The sequence below is a fragment of the Bradyrhizobium sp. OK095 genome, from assembly GCF_900109945.1.
Classification (GTDB): Bacteria; Pseudomonadota; Alphaproteobacteria; order Rhizobiales; family Xanthobacteraceae; genus Bradyrhizobium.
The window spans coordinates 210,096-228,523 of sequence record NZ_FOBX01000006.1 but is presented as its reverse complement, the minus strand read 5'-3'; the positions used below and the strand labels follow the sequence as shown (position 1 = coordinate 228,523).

The window sequence follows — 18,428 nt, the reverse complement described above, 5'->3', positions numbered from 1 at the left end:
GCAACGCGATGCTGAAACTGTACTTCTTTCCGATGGCCTGCTCGCTCGCCAGCCGCATCGCGCTGATGGAGGCCGGCATCGAGGCGCAATATCACCTCGCCCATATCTGGACCAAGAAGGTCGTAGACGACGACAGCGACTTTCGCGGCATCTCGCCGATGGGCGCGGTGCCGGTCCTGGTGCTTGAGAACGGCGACCGGCTGACCGAAAGTGCTGCCGTGCTGCAGTACATCGCCGACGTGAAACCGGAAGCCAGCCTTGCGCCCCCCTTCGGCGATCCCGACCGCTATCGCCTCCAGGAATGGCTGAGCTTCATCGGCACCGAGATCCACAAGGCCTTCTTGTTCCCGACCTTCTGGTACAAGGACGATGGCTCGCTCGCCAAGCCGCGTGCGAGGATCACACAGACGCTGGCGGTGCCGTCGGCGCATCTTGCGGGCCGCGAATTCCTCGTCGGCAACAGTTTCACCGTCGCGGATGCTCATCTCACCTGGGCCTTGCTGATGCTCCGTCCGGCAGGGATCGACATCGCGCAATGGCCGTCCCTGTCGGCCTATCTCGACCGCATGCAGGCGCGCCCCGCGGTGCGGGATGCGATTGTGACCGAGATGGCGCTGCGGAAAACCATAGCGACGAGCGCGGCGTGACAGGATGTCACGGCCGCCAAATCTGACGGTTCCATCACGAGGCCATTGATGCCGGCGCGGCATGCGCTAATCTGGAGGAATATTTTTCAATATTTCCCCTGGAAGGCATTCATGCGTGCTCCTTCTGGAATTTTGCGGCAATTTGTCCTGGCCCTCCTCGCCTTCTGGCTAAGCCTTGCCCCCGCTTCGGCGGACACGCGAGTCGCATTGGTGATCGGCAACGGCGCCTATGTCTCCACGGCGCAGCTTCCCAACCCGTCGCACGATGCCGAGGACGTCGCTAGCTCGCTCAGGCGCAGCGGGTTCGAGGTGCTCCAGGGCATCGACCTCCGCCAGGCCGACATGCAGGACCTGACCATCCGCTTCGCGCGCGCCGCAAGCCGGGCCGATGTCGCGATGTTCTATTACAGCGGCCATGCCATGCAGTACAACGGCGTCAACTATCTGATGCCGGTCGATGCCGTGCTGACCGACGAAGCCGACCTCAAGCGTTTCGTGCGGGTCGACGACATCGTGAACGATTTGCAGCAGGCCAAGAACCTGCGGATCCTCGTGCTGGATTCCTGCCGCGACAATCCGCTCGCCGATATGCTGAAGCGCTCGGCGACCCGCGCGGCCTCGATCGGACGCGGACTGTCGAAGGTCGAGGCGCCGCGCGGCACGATCGTGTCGTTCTCGACGCAATCGGGACAGGTCGCCGCCGATGGCAGTGGCCGCAACAGCCCCTATACGACGGCGTTCCTGAAACACATCGAGGAGCCGCAGGAAATCGGCGACGTCTTTCGCGACATCAGCAGCGACGTCTATGACAACAGCGGCAAGACCCAGTTGCCGGAGCTGTCGCTGTCGATCATCGGCAAGTTTTATCTGAACGGACCTGTGTCGGTCACGGTGGCACCAGCAGCGCCCCAGGCCGCGCCGAAGGCTGATCCATGCGCCGCCGCAGAGGCCCATTGGAAAGCCGCTGATAGCATCGGCACGCTGGCCGCCTATGAAGACCACCTCGCCAGATTCCCGAATTGCATCTTCGCCACCCTCGCCAAGGCGCGGGTCGAAGGCCTGAAGCAGAAGACGGCGCTGGCACCTGCCGGCAACGTGAGGACGACGGACAGCAAGGATTTCGACGGCAGTTGGGACGTGACGTTGAACTGCCCTACCGCAGGCAAAGCACAGGGTTTTACCAGGGGATTGGCTGGCACCGTTGCGAACGGCGTGTTTCACGCCGAGGCTCAAAACCAAAATGGCGTCAACCGGCTGGAGATCGACGGTCAAATCCCGGCGAACGGCAAGACGACGTTGAGCGCGCGCGGCACGACGGGAGCAAGCACTTACACCCTCAACAACCTGCCACCCGGCTCTCCCTACGCCTTCACGGTCGATGCGCAGTTCGATCGCACCCGGGGCAACGGCAAGCGCAACGAGGCGCGCGCCTGTAACCTGGTTTTCGTCAAACGCTGATCGTGCGATATCACGCAGCGCAGGCGACGGCGATCGGCCTTAATCCCGCAGCGGACTGACATCTCTCGACAGGAACAAGATCATGACATCGCATGACACGGCGAAGATTCTGGCAGGCAAGGTTGCGCTCGTGACCGGCGCGGGGCGCGGGCTCGGCCGCGCCTTTGCAGAGAAGCTCGCCGCGCTCGGCGCCGACGTCGCCATCCACGGCATGCGCGAGAACGGGCCGGCGGAATATGGCGAGGGCACGACGCTCACCGCGGTGGCCGCAGAGATCGGCCAGCAATTCGGCGTCCGCAGCCAGCGCGTGCTCGGCGACCTCACCAAGGGCGAAGACATCGCACGCGTGATTGCGGAGACTGAGGCCGCGCTCGGCCCGATTGGCATTCTCGTGCATAATGCCGGCGGCGATATCGCAGCCGCCGGCGGCAAGCCTGATCCGAACGACGCGGTCTACATCAAGGAGGCCGATGTGCGCGCGGTGCTGGAGCGCAATCTGCTCTCGACCATCCTGACCTGCCAGGCGGTCGCGAAGGGCATGATGGAACGGAAACGCGGCCGCATCGTCACGCTCGGCTCGGTCGCCGCCTTCAAGGGACGCACCCAGGGCGCGATCTATGCGGTGTCGAAGGCCGGCGTGACCCATTACACGCGATGCCTCGCCGACCAGCTCCGCCCCTACGACATCGCCGTCAACTGCATCGCGCCCGGCGATACCCGCACCGGCCGTTTCCTCGGCACGCGCGCGGTGGACGCGAACCGGATGGTCGAGACCGGCACGCTCGACCGCATCGCGACCGTCGACGAGGTGGCGCGCGTCGTCGAATTCTTCGCAGGCCCCATGGGCGCCTTCGTTTCCGGCCAGGTGCTGAGGATCGACGGCGGCGGACAGTGCTGGCCGGGCTGAAGCACAAAAGAAAAGGGCCGCTGCGAGCGGCCCTTTTGCATCATCTTATATGAGCTGAGATCACTCGACCCGCGCCAGCACCGCGAGCTTGCGGATGCCCTTGTTGCGGTAGGCGTCGAGGAACGCGTAATAGTCCTTGAACGACACGCAGCCGTTGGAATCGCCATTCGGCCCGAGCATGAAGGTGTGCGCGAGCAGACCGTCGCGGCCGTAGATCGCGTTCTCGCCGCCGATCGGGGTCAGGCGCAGCGCCGGCACGCCGTGAAACAGCGCCTCGCGCGGCTTCAGCATGTAGATGTGCGGCGGCGTCACGCCGCGCATGCGGGTGCGCGAGGAGCGCGGATCGTCGAGATTCGAGCCGAGGCCGGAATGCGCCTCGAGCTTGGTGCCGTCGGGCAGATAGACCATCTTGGCCGTGATGTCATAGACTGCGGTGTCGCGCTCATAGGGGAACGAACCACCGAGCATGGGGTTCTGCTCCTTCGGCGCGATGGCAGACGTCACGCTGGCATCGGCCGAGGCATAGGCGAGCAGCCCGCCGGACGGCTCACGCTTGCCCCAGAGCTTTTCGACCATCGACTGGCGCGGCCCGGTGATCGACATCACCGCGGCCTTGGCGCGGTCGGCGAAGGATTTTGGCTTTGCCTCGGGCGCCGGCACGATCTCGGCCGGGTCGGCCGAAGCCAGCTGCATCTGCGCGTCCGGTGCGCGCTTGGCCTTGTCCGCACCCTTGTCAGCAATCTTGGCCGACGCCGCGGGCTTCAGCGCTTCGGTGACCCTCGCGATCACGCTCTGCTTCGGGGCCTCGGCGACCCTGGTCGCAGGCACGGCGCTCGCCGCGTTCGAGTCCACGCCTTGCGTGGCCGCCGCGGCAAAACGCTCGTTGAACATCTCGCGCGAAATCGGGGCTACGACCTGCAAGCGGTCGGGCAGCAGCGCAAACGCTTCCTTGATGGCGTCGCCCGCCTCGCGCAGCGCAACCTTGGGCGCGCGCTTGATCACGGGCTCGTCGTAACCGGCGCTGTCGACGGTCGGGAAGGCGCTGGCGGCGAAGATATTGTTGTAGACGGTCCAGCCGGTAAGCACGACGCAGCCGATCACAGCGGCGCCAAGCACGTTTTGCGGGGTCATTTTCCGGGAAGGCTTCCGATATGAATTCTTGCCAGGATTTTTGAACTTACGTGCCGCGTTACTCTGCGCAGCGATACTCGTACTCATTCGCCTTGCGTCCAGGACAGTGTCACTAAGTCCCCCTTAGAAGTGCCGCTGGTCACGATCCGGGAACAGCATTTCGCAGGAGGTCGGAGCGTCATTAAGGCGACTTTTAGTTAAATGCGGATTAAGTTCGGGCAGATGTAGGGCAACTCGTTAACGCTGTGCCATTTCGAGAAAAAAGCCCGCAGAATTACGGACTTAGGCGACACTGTTAACCATGATTCTCGGCCGGTTCAGCACGCTCAGCGGACGTCGCCGGCCGCCTCTCTAAACCCACCAACCAAGTCCTTTTCGTGGTCTTCAATACCCGGAAGATAGCGGGGAAGCGTTGCGCGAGGCTGGCGCGCGCTCGCTCTGCGTCGTCCTCCCCGCCTGCCTGGAGCGGGAGAAGAAAGATAGTTCGGCCTGACCGAAAGTTGATCGCGCCGGACTGGAAAAGACCGGAACGAGGAAATAGCTGCGAGAGCGGCACTTTTCAGCAGCCTCTGCGTGTGATACGGTACCGTATCAACATTGCCTTGAACTGTGCCACGCACGCAAATGGAGGCTGGCATGAGAGGGATCGCGGGCGCTGGTTTTTTTGCTCTGGCGTTGTTTCAGTTGATCGGGTCTGCGAATGCACAGCCTGCTGCCAATGCGGGCTGCACGGCGTCGCCAGCGGCCGCCGGCACGGAAGTTTGGCACTGCGACAACGGCATCACCATCGTTGCCGAAAGCGGCGCCAGATTTGAACTTAAGGACGCCAACCGCGACGGACATATAGACTCCGTCGAGTTGAGCAGCAAAGCGCTGCTGGTCGAGGTGCCCAAGAAGCCCGGCGGCAACCCCTTCAAGGTGCTGACGCCACAGGCCATCGCCGCAGTGCGCGGCACCAAATGGGCGGTCGATGTCGCCGATGCCAAAACCTCGGTCTTCGTCGCTGATGGCCGTGTCGGCGTCACCCGCAGGAGCCGCGGACGCGGCGTCGTGCTCGGACCGGGCGAAGGCGTCGACGTCGAGGCAACCGGCCCGCTGACCGTCAAGACATGGGGCCAGCCGCGCGTCGACGCGCTGATGGCGAGACTTGGTCAGTAACAAGACTTGGTCAGTAACGAGACTTGGTCAGTAACGAGACTGGGCCAATACGACCTGAACAATTAAGGCCCGCGCAGCAAGGCGCGGGCGACAAAGAAGATTGCAATACGTCATGACGAGACGCTTTCAGATCCTGGTGGCCCTCACTCTCACCGCGCTGTGGGGCGCAGGCATTTATGCGGCTCACGCCAACGGCCGTCTGCGCTTTCTCGATCGGCTCGAGGCGACGCTGACCGATTTGCGGACGCAGGTCCGCGGCGTGCAGACGCCGCCCGATCTCGTCACCATCGTCGCGATCGACGATACCGTGGTCAAACGCGGCGGCAGCTATCCGCTGCCGCGCGCCGATCTTGCCCGTGTCGTCGACACCATCGTTCAGTTCAAGCCGAAGGTCGTCGCGATCGATCTGCTGCTGGTCGACCGCAGCGCCGCGATCGGCGACGCTACGCTGGCCAACACGCTCGCCACCGGTCCCGTGGTGCTTGCCGCCGCGGCGATCTTCCCGTCCGCCAGCGAGACGGTGGAGCCGGGCAGCCAGGGTCCCCTCGCCGCCCTGCCGCAGGCCGAGCGTTTCCTGCTGCCGCTGCCGGCCTTCACCGATCACGCCGAGGTCGGCGTCGTCAACGTCGCCACCGGACAATCGGGCTCGCCGCTCTCGGTGCCGATGCTGTTCCGGACCCGCGACAAGGTCGAGCTGTCATTTCCCTTGCGGGTCGCGACGCGCGCGCTCGACAAGCCGCTGACGATCGCGCCCGATCAACTCATGCTCGGCGATCGCGCGGTGCCGACCGATACCGATTTCGCGCTGCCGATCACCTATTACGGCCCGCGCCGCACCATCCGCACCGTCAGCGCCCAGAGCATCTTCGACGGCACACTCAATCGCGCGGCGATCGAGAACCGGATCGTCGTGATCGGCGCCGCGGTCGCCGGCGGCGGCGACTTCTATCCGACGCCGTTCGACTCCCTGATGCCCGGCGTCGAGGTGATCTCGACCGCGATCACGCATCTCGTCGCCGGCGACAACATCGTGCGCGACCGCAGGGTTCACATCGCCGACGCGCTCACCGCGATCCTGCTGCCGATGCTGCTGGTCGGCCTGCTCGCCTGGCGGCGCAGCGCGTTCGGCATCGTCGCGGCAGCTGTGGTGATGATCGCCTGGGCCGGGCTCAATCTGTTCGCGTTCACGCACGGCGTCTGGCTGAACGCCGCAACCACGCTCGCCGCCGCCGTGCCGCCGGTCGCGGTCTTCGCCGGCGTGCAGCTGTGGGCGGGAGGCCGCCGCACGCAATATCTTGCCGCCAAGAGCCGGTCGCTCGCGCAATTCCAGGCGCCCGCCGTGCAGGAATGGCTGACGCGCGATCCGAACTTTCTATCCACGCCGGTCCGGCAGGATGCGGCCGTGGTCTTTATCGATCTCTCAGGCTTCACGGCGCTGAGCGAAGGGATCGACCCGGACGAGCTCCAGGATCTTCTGAAGGCGTTTCATGCGCTGATCGACAAGGCCGCGGTCGATTGCGACGGCCTGATCACCGGGTTTCTCGGCGACGGCGCCATGATCCTGTTCGGCCTGCCACACGCGATGCCCGACGACGCGGCGCGCGCGCTCAAATGTTCGATTGACCTGTATCGCAGTATCGATCGCTGGATCGCCTCGTTGCCATCAGCGATCCGCGGCCAGCTCGGCTTCAAGATCGGCGCGCATTTCGGCCCGATCGTCGCCTCCCGCCTCGGCGAAAGCCACCAGCACATCACGGCGACGGGCGACACCGTCAACGTCGCGAGCCGCTTGATGGAGGTTGCGGCCCAGAATTGTGCGCGGCTCGCGCTGACCGATACGCTGCTGGACGCGGCCGACTTCCACGGCGCCCCCGATGGCATCCTGACAGGTCCCCTGCTCACGCAGGTCCGTGGCCGCTCCGGCATCGTGACCGTCTGGTTCTGGCGCGACCAGGACAGGCCCAGTCAGACCGCCACCAGGGCTGAGATGATCGACTGAACTCCGCTCAGCCTTGCGCCTGAGCCCGGTCGAATTACACCGCGAGCTGCGTCAACTCATTCGGCTCGATAACGATCTTCTTCAGATAACCCGCTACGCTCTGGTCGGGGACGGCATCGAGGCGCAGCCCTCGCTCGGCCCAAACTTTCCCCCAGAGATGAACGCCCGTGACACGGGGGTCGCTCAAGATCTCGAAGCCCTCCCGGCTTTCGGAGACCAGCAAATCTACTTCACACCAGTCGATCGCATTGAAGGCCGTCGGAGGCAGGATCGACGACCGGAGCTTCTCGTCATCTGACAAAAGCAGATATTCGCTCAACAGCAACGGGCCCACCGCGCCGTATTCGACACGCCGTTCGCCCAAAAGACGCTGGAGCGACAGGGCGTACAGATTGGCCATATGAAGCGAGCCCTTGGGCGCGCGCATCGCGCCGCCGACGCAAACATGGCCGTTCTCGACTCCCGACCATTGCGTGGAAAACACATGCTCCGACGCAAAATCCAGCGGCTTGACGAGGATGATGTCGGTATCGAGCCACCATCCGCCAAACTCTTGAAGGGCGGCGTAGCGGAAGATGTCGCTGAAGTAGCGGATCTCGCTGTGCACGAGAGCATGGTGGTAGGTCGAAGTCAGCACGACGCTGCCGGCATCGACCACCATGACTCCGGACGGCACAAGCGCCTGCATCACGGCCACGTCGTCGTAGGTGTAAAGCGTAACCGGATGGCCCTGGCGGATCATCGACTGAAGCGAGAGATACGACAACCCGCTCAGCAGCGCGTCCGACCAGAAGCAATGGATGGGATCGCGGATCGCGCCTGACCGCGCGAGGTTTCGAAGGTGAGGATTGAACTGCTCCGTCAAGGCATTCCAGCCGTTCCGGGGAGCAGAGCGGCATTCCGCCAGGAACGGCAGCTTCTGATAGGCCCGCGCGATGACGAAGCAAAGGCTCGCCTGGTTGACATGCCCTGCCCTGTTCAAGGCGTTGCCAAAATTCTCCCAGATTGACGGATCAACGGGATCAAGCTCCACCGCTCGCTCAAACGCCTCGAGCGCCTGCTCCTGCATCCCTTTGCCTTGCAGGGCCGTCCCGAACGTTGCGAGATAGGTCGCCTTCATGTCGTTTGTGAGCGCACGGCCGGCCCAGTTGATGGCGGCATCGTAGTCTCCCTTGAGGAGAGACACGCCGGCCATCAGATGAAGCAAGCCGGCATGGCTTGCATCCGAGGCCAACCCTTCCCGGCAACGGGCTTCCGCCTGTTCAAGCTCGCCCGTTTTCAAGTGTCGAAGGCAGATCTGGTAATATTCATCCCGCGTCAGCAAAGACGGCTCTGTCGAGATCTCGTTTGTTTTTGCGAGAGTGCCGTCGTGATAATTCATCGAGGAACCTTCCAGATCAGGGGGCAGCCTGCAACGACCCGCCTCCCGAACTTTCGGGAAGGTCGCCACTCCACAATTATTCCTTGGAGCTTGCACGAAGCTGGACGCGGCATTCGGCGCGCCGTGCCGCCGCGTGGCGAATCAAGGGGGCCGCTGATATGGCAGCAAACAGCGACCGGCGCACTTTGTCCGGTCTTTGGATCTGGCCTTCGGGGGAGAGGACGGTCATTTGTCGACGAACAATCAACTGGACGTCCATGTCGCCGCCTATCAAGGCGAGAACATATACGATTTCGACAACGAAATTCTATTGACCTGGTATCCGAAACGGATTGCTCACGTCGTCAAAGATCCGCGCTCCGTTCTGGATTTGGGACTGGGGCACGGTTTTGCCACCGCGATTTTTTCGGACCGATGTGCACGCCATGTCGTCCTTGAAGGCTCTCCCGCGGTCATCGATAACTTCAAGCTGAAATTTCCTGACAACAGAAGCGACATCATCGAAACCTATTTCGAGGAATTCGACACCGAGGAACGATTCGACCTCATTGTCATGGGATTCATTCTCGAGCATGTCGACGACCCGCTTCTGATCCTGAACCGCTTCAGAAAATTTCTAACGCCCACGGGCAAGCTTTTTGTGGCGGTCCCCAACGCCGAGGTCATGAACCGCAGACTGGGACATCTTGCGGGGATGCTGCCCGACATGGAGGCCCTCTCGGAGAACGATCTCCTCCTCGGGCATCGGCGGTACTTCACGGTCCGCTCACTCACCAAGCTTGTGAGCGACGCCGGTTACAAGCTCGAAAAAATGGAGGGCATCTATCTGAAGCCCCTCGCGACAAGTCAGATCCTGTCGTTGAATCTCGCGGACAATATCGTTCAGGCCATGTGCGAGATCGGAATTGAATATCCGGAACTATCCTGTGCGATGCTTGCCCAACTCACTCCGGTCGATCCGGCGCGATCATGAGGGTCTTGATCGTTGGCGGGACCTCTTCGCTGGCACAGACGCTTATCCCGCTTCTTCGCGAACGGTGCGAGGTACTGACGGCCGGGCGCAAGGGCTGTGACGTCGAACTAGACTTATGTTCGCGCGATATCCAAATCCCCGCCGGGATCGACTGCGTCGTGAACATGGCCGCAGCTTTCGGCGGCAAGGATCTGACAAACACCTTGCAAGCGATGGATGTCAACGTGCTCGGCGTCATAAAGCTCTGTCATGCCAGCTCGAAGGCAAATGCAAAACACTTTGTGCACATCTCCAGCATTTTTTCGGATCTCGAGAGCGAGTCGCCCTTCTTCGGCGCTTACTCACTCTCAAAGAAGCATTCTGAAGACATCGCGCAGTTTTGCGGTCGAGAATTGCGGCTGCCGGTCGCGGTTATGAAGCCTTCTCAGCTATATGGTGTTGGCGCGCAGTTTCGAAAGCATCAGCCGTTCCTGTACACCATCATGGACAAGGCACAGCGACATGAGGACATAGACCTTTTTGGTTCGAATGACCCCTTGCGGAATTTCATTCACGCGCAGGACGTGGCCAGGATCATCTCGGCCGTCATTGCGACGAAGATCGAAGGCACCTATCGCTGCGCGCACCCCGACAATGTCACCTATTCTCAAATTGCTGCGGCGGCTATTTCCGCCTTTGAGAGCAAGAGCAAGGTGAGATTCCTGAAAGACAAGCCTGACATCCCGAGCAATGGCTTTGCTTGTGATAAGACGCTGTTCAGGCTGCTCGGCTATTTTCCCCGCATATCCATTGCGCACGGAATGCAGATGGAAGCGGCTCATCGAAGGCAGGCGTGGTGAGAACCATATTGGTTTCCGGCGCCGCCGGCATCGTCGGCTACGGAATTTTGCGCTCCCTGAAAAGGTCGAACAGGCCGATGAAGCTCATCGGCACCTCGATCTATACCGATTCGGTGGCGCCGGGATTCTGCGACATCTTTGAACCGGTGCCCAGGACGGACGCGCCGGATTACCTTGATCGGCTTCTCTCACTGCTGCGCAAGCATCACGTCGACGTGGCGATCCCCGGCATCGATGCAGACATGTACAGCTGGGCGGACCGACTGGCTGAGATTCAATCGACCGGAACCAAGGTCGTCATGAATTCACCCGACCTGATCTCCAGATGCTCCGACAAATGGGCGTTTTACGAGCGGCAGCTGGAACTGAAGCTGCCCTGTGCGATCCCGAGCTATCTGCAAATGGACTTCGATTTTCTCAAAGAGAAATGCGGCCTGCCGTTTTTGCTCAAACCTCGCCGGGGTTTCGGATCCAAGGGAATAGTGGTGGTCAAGGCCGCGGAGCAGTTCAACGAAATTGATCCCGCGACCAAGGCGACGCTCATGGCCCAACCCATTGTCGGACGCGATGATGAGGAATTCACGGTGTCCGCGTTTTGCGATGGACGCGGGAGCTATTCGGCGATCATGGCACTTCGACGAAAACTCTCCAAGGACGGGTTCACGGAAAAAGCCGAGGTTGTCGATGAGACGGACTTTTCCGAGGCGGTCCGGGATCTATGCGAGGCGTTCTCTCCCGTCGGGCCGACCAATTTTCAGTTTCGCAGGACCGACGACGGCCTGAAGCTGCTCGAGATCAATCCCAGGATCTCGTCGTCCACGTCGATACGCGCCGCCTTTGGATATAACGAAAGCCTGATGGCGGTTGACATGGCCATCGAGAACCGGATGCCGGTCCAGCCCGACATCAAGCGCGGTCGAGCCGTCCGCTACACGGAGGATCATATCTTCTATGAAAATAGCGTTCATCTCTGACATCCATGGGAATTTCGAGGCACTGACGGCGGTTCTCGCCGAGCTCGATCGCATGCGCGTCAGCGAGATCTTCTGCGTGGGCGACGTGGTCGGCTATTATTCCCAGGTGAACGAATGCTGCGACGAGCTGAGACGGCGCGAGATCAAAAGCGTCATTGGCAACCATGACTGGTACCTGGGCTTCGGCGGCTTCTGCATCAGGTCCAAGAGCGTCAACGAATGTCTGGTCTATCAGAGGAAGGTGATCTCGTCCGAGAACGTGAATTGGCTACAAGCCTTCCGCGCGCAAATGCAGGTGGGAACCATTCAAGTCGTTCACGGCGGCTGGTCCGATCCGATCGATGAGTACATCATCACCCCCAACGAAGAATACTTCGAGCGGCTCTCTGGAGCGTATTTTGTAAGCGGCCACACCCACGTGCAAAGTCTCCACCGCTTCGGCGAGAAGACATACTGCAATCCGGGGTCAGTCGGACAACCGCGCGACGGCGATCCACGGGCCGCATTCGCAACCTTCGACGGCGAGAGCTTCGAGCTGCATCGGGTTGAGTACAACATGCAAAAGGTATTCGAGCTGATGGAAGCAGCGGGATTCCACGACTACTACTATGGCGGACTGAAGACCGGCGCGAAAAATCTCAGGCGGCTCGCGGACTAAGCATCGAGATGCTCAGCGTTGTCTCTCCTCTCATCAACATGAAAAGCTTGTGAGCACAAATCATGACATCACACGATCCACAGGACGCGCAGAACTTTACCTTTGCTGCCCAGGACGAAGTGGCCGCCTACAGCCGGCTGCAGGAACTGATGAAGACGTCGCCGATGCCTCCGCGTGAATTCCACGCGAACCTCGGCCTGTTTCTCAATCGCCCGTCGCTGGCGCGCATTCTCTTCATGCATGATCTCTATTCGATGACCCTGCACACGCATGGCGTCATCATGGAATTCGGCGTGCGCTGGGGCCAGAACATGGCACTGTTCACGACGATGCGGCACATCTACGAGCCCTACAACATGAGCCGCAAGGTCGTCGGCTTCGATACGTTCGAGGGCTTCCCGTCGGTGGCGCCGCAGGACGGCGATTTCGACGGGCTGAAGGTCGGTGGGCTCGCCGTCACGCCCAATTATGAAGACGTGCTGGCAGACATCCTGTCGGCGCAAGAGAAACTCGCGCCGCGCAGCCACCTTCGCAAGTTCGAGCTGGTCAAGGGGGACGTGACTGAAACTCTTCCCGTGTACCTGGAAAGGCACCCCGAGACGATCATCTCGCTGGCCTATTTCGACCTTGATCTCTACGAGCCGACGAAAAGATGCCTCGAGCTCATTCGGCCCTATCTGGCGAAGAACAGCATCGTCGGGTTCGACGAGTTGGTCCTTGCCGAGAATCCTGGCGAAACCCTGGCCTTGCGCGAGGCCTGGGGCACCCAGGGCTATCGCATCTGCCGCAACACGATCTCGCCGCAGCAGAGCTACGTCGTATTTGAATAAGGCGCCGATTTCGACCCTGGACTGCGTCCGGATGGACGCAGTCCGGGCCTACACGTCCTGTTGAACCAGATCGTAGTTTTCGGCGATGATCTCGCTCAACTTCGAAACTGAGTTGAACATCAGCAGATCGACGATCGATAGATATGGCACATGAGGCTGACCGAACTGCTCGTAGGGAAATGACTTTGCGCGAAGGGCCCTGAATTCGATTCCGCGGGCACTGAAAGCATTGGAATCGTAGAGCTCCAGGCCGCCGATCGCGTTGATGTATCTTTGCGCGCCTTCCGCTTCGCACAATGCGAGCACCTTATCCTGGAACTTGAGCGAATGATCGATCGGCACCTCGGACGATATTTTCAGGGCGGTTTTCAGACCGAGATGCGCGCAGGTCATCTTCAGCGAATGGAAGAGATAGCGAAATAGATTGGGGTCTTGAAAGCCCACAATCGCTTCCAGAAGCGGAAAGGTCTGCTTGAAGAAGGGCGCGGTGCGATAGGCTCCATGCCACTGATTGAGCAGCTTTGTACGGTCGAAATCAGCCGCCAACTCCCGGTCGCGAACATCCAGGGCATCCGAATCCTTTTTCAACGGGAGCGAAAACAATGCGTCCTTGCCGTTGATCAGCATCCGGTTGCGGTTGATCCAGCCTTTCTTCACATATTTGATGTTGTCGTAGACAATAAAGAGATCGACGGCAGAAATGAGCTGATAGTAGCCGATATAGGGCAGAAAATACGGCTGCATGATCGCGAGTTTCATCGTGTGCGACGCCCTGCTAGCCCCAAACACGCGCATCGTGAGTATAGGTCGTCGACGTGGCGTTGTTGTTGCGCGGCACCACCAGCGGCGCGAAACAAGCATACGCCTTGAAGAAGCGATAAGTGCTGTTCCCCATTCCATCCAATCCGATCGTCGGCAGCATTCTGTTTCCGAGCGCCTCGATTCTGACGGGCCGGTTGTCCATCGGGAAACACAGCTCCAGCAACCTCGACGCTCCCGCAGGAGAGATTGCCGTCCCGGCTGGGCCAAAACAACAATTGAGCCGGAAGGCTGCGACCTGAGAATTCGATCTCTGGAAAGCGGCATCGCTCGCGTCATCCGGGTGGACGGGTCGAAAGACCATCATCGACTTCATCCCTTGCGCGAGCTCAAGATCCAGTACTGAATCCGTATTGTATCCGAGCACCAGAAGATCCCAGCTATCAAGGGACGGAAGCAGCGCTTCCAGACGTGCGATGATGTCGTAGCGGATGGTACAATCGTCCTCGAACACAAGGGCGGGTTCATTCTGTTTGGCAATCCAGTTCAATATCCGCCACAGCGAAGCGGCGCCGCCAACGGCTCCCCGGGTGAACTGCGAACCCGGAGCGACAAGCCGCATCGCCATTACCTCCTGATCGGTCAGCTCAAGGCCATTCGTCGCGGAGAAACGCTCGAACGCGATTCCGCAGCCTGCGTTCCGCCTCAGAAAGTTCTCGAATTTCTCCGGATGGCGATCGAGATTAATGACGAAGTTCTTCATATGCCAAAAGGACCGTTAGCGGATGGATGCCGGAGAGCGCCACTAGAATATTGATTCGCCAGTCGGCGGCTAGTCCAAATGCGCCTGTCAATCGCGGATCGCGTCGCGCGCGAATGCTCCACACAAGTCTCGATCTATATCGGTAACTCGTCGCAGACTTGTATCGATGATCAGGACTCGAGATGACCGCCGCAGTCCCGCTTGAATCTCTCGCGCCGCTGGCCAGGGACCCGCTCCATATTGTGCGCCCGAGGTTTCCAAGAACCGAAAAGTTCTTGGCCGCTTTCGAGACAGCGTTGGAGATGGGCCAGGTCACGAACAATTCCCGTTGGGTCGTCGAATTCGAGGCGCGCCTGAGCGAATATCTCGGCGTCCCGACGCTGGTTTTCTGCAACGGCCAGATCGGGATGATGGCCATGTTGAGGGCTGCGGGAATTAGCGGCGGCGAAGTGATCGTGCCGTCGTTCACGTTCAGCGCAACACCGCATGCCATCAAATGGGTTGGCGCCGAACCGGTCTTTGCCGACATTCTCGACGACCAGACGATGCGCCTCGACCCTGATGATGTCGGGCGCAGGATCACGGACCGTACCGTCGCCATCCTCGCCGTCGACGCCTATGGGATCGCCAGCGATTACGCTTCGCTCGCCCGCGTAGCCGAGCGCTACAAGCTGAGATTTCTGGTCGATAGCGCGCCCTCGTTCGGCACGCGCATCAATGGCCAATTGGTGGGAGGCTGCGCAGATGCGCAGATGTTCAGCTTTCACGCCACCAAGGCCTTCGCAACGATGGAGGGCGGCTGCGTCTGCAGCCACGACGCGGAATTGCTCACGCGCGTCAAGGCGATGCGCAACTTCGGGCAAGTCGATGGCGCCGACTGTCACGAGCCGGGCTTGAACGGGAAAATGCTTGAGATATCGGCCCTCATCGGCCTCGAGCAACTCAAGACGTTCGAGCAGGCCATTGCGACGCGCCGACACGCTGTCGAGCGCATGCGAACCGGACTTTCCAAAATTCCTGGTTTGCGCGTGGGGCGAGAGCCCGCAGGCGTACAGACGAACTGGCTCTATCTGCCGGTCGTCGTCGACGCCGGGGAGTTCGGACTCGACCGGGATGCACTGGCGTCAGCGCTCGAGATGCACAATGTCTTTGTCCGGAAGTATTACAGCCCGCCCTGCCACCACATGACCGCCTACAATACGCAGAGGGAAGTGAATTTGGCCGTGACGGAAAGGATTGCTTACAACGTCGTTGCGCTCCCGGTCTACAACGACATGACCGACGAAGAATGCGATCTCATCGTTGCCGCCATACGGTACGCGCGCCAGTCGGCGCAAAACAGAACGAAGCCTTAGTCGCAAAGCCGCAACCAACCGATGTCTCCCCAGAACATAGAAGTCTAGGACATGCAGAAAGTTCTCGTCGCTGGAGCAGGTGGCTACATCGGCATTCCCTTGTGCCAGATGCTGGCCCAAAAGGGTTATTCGGTGACTGCACTCGATCGATGTTTTTTCGGTCGGGATCGATTCATGCAGGCGGCTTCTCACCCGAACATCAAGATGCTCGTCGACGACATCCGCACCGTGGACCCTCAGCAGTTCGAGGGCATGGACGCTGTCATCGATCTGGCGGGACTGAGCAACGACGCCTCCGCCGAAATCGACCCCGAGCTGACGGTCTCGATCAACCATCAGGGGGGCGTTCGTCTGGCTCGCGCGGCTAAACGGGCTGGCGTCCGCCGCTATGTCTATTCGAGCTCGGCATCGGTCTATGGCCACGGCCAAGAGGTGTCGCTGAACGAGCACGCCGACTGCCGTCCACAGACGCTGTATGCCGAGAGCAAGCTTCATGTCGAGGACGAGCTGCGCAAGTTGCAAAGCGACACATTCGAAACGGTCATCCTGCGCAACAGCACCGTGTTTGGCCTTGCTCCGCGTATGCGCTTCGACCTCGCCATCAACGTCATGACGCTACGCGCCTGGAAAGAGCGGGTGATCTACGTCATGGGCGGCGGCGAGCAATGGCGGCCGTTCATCCACGTTCACGACGTCTGCCGCGCCCTGGTGATGGGTATCGAGAGCGAAGCGCCGGTCGTATCAGGCGAAACCTTCAACGTCGGCAGCGACGACCTCAATTATCAAATCAAGCAGCTCGCCAACTTCGTAAAGGACATCATCCCGAACATCGTCACTCATACGATCCCGGATGCGACGGACAAGCGGACCTACAATTTGTCCTTTGCCAAGATCATCCAGCGCCTGAAATTCGATCCGTCCTCCCGCGTCCATGAAGGTATCGTGGAAATAAAACAGGCTCTGGAGCGGGGCACGGTGAGTGGCGACGATCCCACCACCCATACGCTGGGATGGTACCGTTCCCTGATCGACTGGGACAAGCGGATCAAGGAGTTGTCGCTCAACGGCAAGATCCTGTGAAAACTCAAGGCTGGAGTTCAGGCGGCGGTGAACGGTCGAGTACGTCACCCTTGGCGCCTTCCAGCAGATCGATGCCGTAGGTTTCGACGACGAGCGGCCCGCGCTTGCGCTGCAATTGCGCGACCTGCGTCACCTTCGCGAAGAGGTCGTGGACGGCGGGATGGCCGTCGGGGCGCAACTCGTCGACATAGATCAGCTTCCCCGACAGCAACTTCGGATCGGGCTCGGGCATGTTGACCCAGCGGATGCGCTGGTTTTGCTGCACCACGCAAGAGCCGCGCGGCAGATAGAAGGCAAGCCAGCCCGTGGTGCCATAATCCGGCGCCAGCACGCAGGTCGCGCCATTGCGCGCGCGGACGGCTTCGATTTCCGCGGCGAGCTCGCGCCAGCCGACGCCGACGCTGCGCACGGTCGCGTCGCGGCGATAGCCGGACAGCCAGCCGGTATTGGCCTGCACGATCAGCGCGGCAAACATCACGATGCCGGCGGGTGCAGCCCAGCGCAGGCAAAAGTCCACCAGGCGTCGCGCGCGCGGCTTCCACTGCACGAGATTGGCGGCGGCCGCAGCCGCGACCACGAAGGGCGGATAGACCGGCGCGAACCAGTTGGCCTCGACGCGGGCATGCAGCGAATGCCAGACGAAATAGGCGACGATGGTCCAGAACATCGTCTCGATCAGCACGCGCGAGGCCAGCGCGCCGGCCCGGCGCCAGGTCAGCGCATGCAGGCCCATCGCGCCGAGGATGAAGACCAGCGGCGTTGCGAAGACGATCTGGGTCGGGATCAGTTCGGCGATGAAAGCGGGACGGAAATCCTCGATCTTGGCGCGACCGAGCTGCTTTGCGAACGAGACCCATTGATGATCCGCGTTCCAGAGGATCACCGGCGAGAACAGCGCCAGCGCAACAAGGCCGCCGAGATAGGGCCAGGGCGAGAGGAACCAGCGCCGCAGCTTGGGCACAGCCGCAAGCCAGATCAGGATCGCAGGGCCAAAGAACATCGCGGTGTATTTCGACAGCAGCGCCGCGCCGACGGCTGCGCCGACCGCGATCCACCAGACCCCGCGGCCGGTCTCCAGCACCTTGGCGAGGAAGAACAGCACGAAGCTGGAGGCAACCAGCAGCGGCGCATCGGGCGTCACGATCAGCGTGCCGACCGAGGCCATCATGGTCACGTTGAGCAGGATGGCGCTGGTCGCGGCCACCCGCGCGCCGCCGAACAGGACCGCGGCGGAGCGATAGATTGCGTAGCTCATCGGCAGCGCGAGCAGGATCGAGACCAGGCGGACGCCGAGCTCGGTGTCGCCCGCGATCATGGTCCCGGCGCGGATGACGTAGGCGACCATCGGCGGGTGGTCGTAATAGCCACCGGCGAGGTTCTTCGACCACATCCAGTAATAGGCTTCGTCGAAGGTAACAGGCGTGAACGCGGCCGCGACGAGCCGCAGGGCCACCAGCGCGAGGATCACCAGCGCGGTATTGCGGACGATCCGCGCGTCAGCCCCGCCCATCCTGCG

Annotated in this window: 17 protein-coding genes; 12 read left to right on the top strand and 5 right to left on the bottom strand. The window is 61.2% G+C overall.

Annotated features, from left to right (window positions below; translation table 11 throughout):
• Positions 1-8: 8 nt before the first annotated feature.
• The 3 genes from BMW89_RS17800 (at position 9) to BMW89_RS17790 (ending at position 3,012) form a co-directional block, all read left to right on the top strand.
• A complete protein-coding gene (locus tag BMW89_RS17800) occupies positions 9-647 on the top strand; it encodes a glutathione binding-like protein (protein ID WP_092028288.1) in 639 nt (212 codons plus the stop codon).
• Between the two features lie 111 nt (positions 648-758).
• Positions 759-2,105, top strand: a complete 1,347-nt coding sequence (locus tag BMW89_RS17795; RefSeq protein WP_092028508.1) for a caspase family protein — start codon at positions 759-761, stop codon at positions 2,103-2,105.
• A gap of 82 nt (positions 2,106-2,187) precedes the next feature.
• Positions 2,188-3,012, top strand: a complete 825-nt coding sequence (locus BMW89_RS17790; RefSeq protein WP_092028287.1) for an SDR family NAD(P)-dependent oxidoreductase — start codon at positions 2,188-2,190, stop codon at positions 3,010-3,012.
• 60 nt (positions 3,013-3,072) lie between these two features.
• On the opposite strand, the gene BMW89_RS17785 is transcribed toward BMW89_RS17790, so the two are convergent.
• A complete protein-coding gene (locus BMW89_RS17785) occupies positions 3,073-4,143 on the bottom strand; it encodes a DUF2778 domain-containing protein (protein WP_092028286.1) in 1,071 nt (356 codons plus the stop codon).
• A gap of 636 nt (positions 4,144-4,779) precedes the next feature.
• Between BMW89_RS17785 and BMW89_RS17780 the strand changes: the two genes are divergently transcribed.
• Positions 4,780-5,301 (top strand): FecR domain-containing protein, encoded by a 522-nt coding sequence (locus BMW89_RS17780; protein ID WP_177196122.1) that lies wholly within the window; start codon positions 4,780-4,782, stop codon positions 5,299-5,301.
• 112 nt (positions 5,302-5,413) lie between these two features.
• A complete protein-coding gene (locus tag BMW89_RS17775) occupies positions 5,414-7,300 on the top strand; it encodes a CHASE2 domain-containing protein (protein WP_092028284.1) in 1,887 nt (628 codons plus the stop codon).
• A 34-nt stretch (positions 7,301-7,334) separates the two neighbouring features.
• Here the strand turns inward: BMW89_RS17775 and BMW89_RS17770 are convergent, their stop codons facing one another.
• The gene (locus BMW89_RS17770; RefSeq protein ID WP_092028283.1) at positions 7,335-8,681 is read right to left on the bottom strand and encodes a glycosyltransferase; all 1,347 of its coding nucleotides are present in this window, start codon (positions 8,679-8,681) and stop codon (positions 7,335-7,337) included.
• Between the two features lie 229 nt (positions 8,682-8,910).
• Between BMW89_RS17770 and BMW89_RS17765 the strand changes: the two genes are divergently transcribed.
• The 5 genes from BMW89_RS17765 (at position 8,911) to BMW89_RS17745 (ending at position 12,955) form a co-directional block, all read left to right on the top strand.
• Positions 8,911-9,654, top strand: coding sequence for a class I SAM-dependent methyltransferase (locus BMW89_RS17765; RefSeq protein WP_177196121.1), 744 nt, complete (start codon positions 8,911-8,913; stop codon positions 9,652-9,654).
• Positions 9,651-10,493 carry an NAD-dependent epimerase/dehydratase family protein gene (locus BMW89_RS17760; protein ID WP_092028281.1) on the top strand — a complete coding sequence of 281 codons (843 nt, stop codon included), beginning with the start codon at positions 9,651-9,653 and terminating at the stop codon, positions 10,491-10,493. Before BMW89_RS17765 ends, BMW89_RS17760 begins: the two co-directional genes overlap by 4 nt.
• Complete coding sequence (locus tag BMW89_RS17755) at positions 10,490-11,467, top strand: ATP-grasp domain-containing protein (RefSeq protein WP_210187572.1); 978 nt, start codon at positions 10,490-10,492, stop codon at positions 11,465-11,467. The genes BMW89_RS17760 and BMW89_RS17755 overlap by 4 nt, the downstream gene beginning before the upstream one ends.
• The gene (locus BMW89_RS17750; RefSeq protein WP_092028279.1) at positions 11,445-12,125 is read left to right on the top strand and encodes a metallophosphoesterase family protein; all 681 of its coding nucleotides are present in this window, start codon (positions 11,445-11,447) and stop codon (positions 12,123-12,125) included. Before BMW89_RS17755 ends, BMW89_RS17750 begins: the two co-directional genes overlap by 23 nt.
• 62 nt (positions 12,126-12,187) lie before the next feature.
• The gene (locus tag BMW89_RS17745) at positions 12,188-12,955 is read left to right on the top strand and encodes a class I SAM-dependent methyltransferase (RefSeq protein ID WP_092028278.1); all 768 of its coding nucleotides are present in this window, start codon (positions 12,188-12,190) and stop codon (positions 12,953-12,955) included.
• A gap of 48 nt (positions 12,956-13,003) precedes the next feature.
• On the opposite strand, the gene BMW89_RS17740 is transcribed toward BMW89_RS17745, so the two are convergent.
• Positions 13,004-13,714, bottom strand: coding sequence for a WbqC family protein (locus tag BMW89_RS17740; protein WP_092028277.1), 711 nt, complete (start codon positions 13,712-13,714; stop codon positions 13,004-13,006).
• Positions 13,715-13,730: 16 nt separating this feature from the next.
• Positions 13,731-14,477, bottom strand: coding sequence for a glycosyltransferase family 25 protein (locus tag BMW89_RS17735; protein WP_092028276.1), 747 nt, complete (start codon positions 14,475-14,477; stop codon positions 13,731-13,733).
• Positions 14,478-14,659: 182 nt separating this feature from the next.
• Between BMW89_RS17735 and BMW89_RS17730 the strand changes: the two genes are divergently transcribed.
• A complete protein-coding gene (locus BMW89_RS17730; protein ID WP_092028275.1) occupies positions 14,660-15,832 on the top strand; it encodes a DegT/DnrJ/EryC1/StrS family aminotransferase in 1,173 nt (390 codons plus the stop codon).
• 51 nt (positions 15,833-15,883) lie between these two features.
• Positions 15,884-16,912, top strand: a complete 1,029-nt coding sequence (locus BMW89_RS17725) for an NAD-dependent epimerase/dehydratase family protein (RefSeq protein ID WP_092028274.1) — start codon at positions 15,884-15,886, stop codon at positions 16,910-16,912.
• 4 nt (positions 16,913-16,916) lie between these two features.
• Here the strand turns inward: BMW89_RS17725 and BMW89_RS17720 are convergent, their stop codons facing one another.
• Positions 16,917-18,422: a glycosyltransferase family 39 protein gene (locus BMW89_RS17720; protein WP_092028273.1), complete on the bottom strand. Its 1,506-nt coding sequence runs from the start codon at positions 18,420-18,422 to the stop codon at positions 16,917-16,919.
• Between the last annotated feature and the right edge of the window lie 6 nt (positions 18,423-18,428).

Excerpts from the sequence above, each read along its gene's own strand:
- BMW89_RS17800 (WP_092028288.1), top strand. The coding sequence starts at position 9 with ATGCTGAAACTGTACTTCTTTCCGATGGCCTGCTCGCTCGCCAGCCGC.
- BMW89_RS17795 (WP_092028508.1), top strand. The coding sequence starts at position 759 with ATGCGTGCTCCTTCTGGAATTTTGCGGCAATTTGTCCTGGCCCTCCTC.
- BMW89_RS17790 (WP_092028287.1), top strand. The coding sequence starts at position 2,188 with ATGACATCGCATGACACGGCGAAGATTCTGGCAGGCAAGGTTGCGCTC.
- BMW89_RS17785 (WP_092028286.1), bottom strand. The coding sequence starts at position 4,143 with ATGACCCCGCAAAACGTGCTTGGCGCCGCTGTGATCGGCTGCGTCGTG.
- BMW89_RS17780 (WP_177196122.1), top strand. The coding sequence starts at position 4,780 with ATGAGAGGGATCGCGGGCGCTGGTTTTTTTGCTCTGGCGTTGTTTCAG.
- BMW89_RS17775 (WP_092028284.1), top strand. The coding sequence starts at position 5,414 with ATGACGAGACGCTTTCAGATCCTGGTGGCCCTCACTCTCACCGCGCTG.
- BMW89_RS17770 (WP_092028283.1), bottom strand. The coding sequence starts at position 8,681 with ATGAATTATCACGACGGCACTCTCGCAAAAACAAACGAGATCTCGACA.
- BMW89_RS17760 (WP_092028281.1), top strand. The coding sequence starts at position 9,651 with ATGAGGGTCTTGATCGTTGGCGGGACCTCTTCGCTGGCACAGACGCTT.
- BMW89_RS17750 (WP_092028279.1), top strand. The coding sequence starts at position 11,445 with ATGAAAATAGCGTTCATCTCTGACATCCATGGGAATTTCGAGGCACTG.
- BMW89_RS17745 (WP_092028278.1), top strand. The coding sequence starts at position 12,188 with ATGACATCACACGATCCACAGGACGCGCAGAACTTTACCTTTGCTGCC.
- BMW89_RS17740 (WP_092028277.1), bottom strand. The coding sequence starts at position 13,714 with ATGAAACTCGCGATCATGCAGCCGTATTTTCTGCCCTATATCGGCTAC.
- BMW89_RS17735 (WP_092028276.1), bottom strand. The coding sequence starts at position 14,477 with ATGAAGAACTTCGTCATTAATCTCGATCGCCATCCGGAGAAATTCGAG.
- BMW89_RS17730 (WP_092028275.1), top strand. The coding sequence starts at position 14,660 with ATGACCGCCGCAGTCCCGCTTGAATCTCTCGCGCCGCTGGCCAGGGAC.
- BMW89_RS17725 (WP_092028274.1), top strand. The coding sequence starts at position 15,884 with ATGCAGAAAGTTCTCGTCGCTGGAGCAGGTGGCTACATCGGCATTCCC.
- BMW89_RS17720 (WP_092028273.1), bottom strand. The coding sequence starts at position 18,422 with ATGGGCGGGGCTGACGCGCGGATCGTCCGCAATACCGCGCTGGTGATC.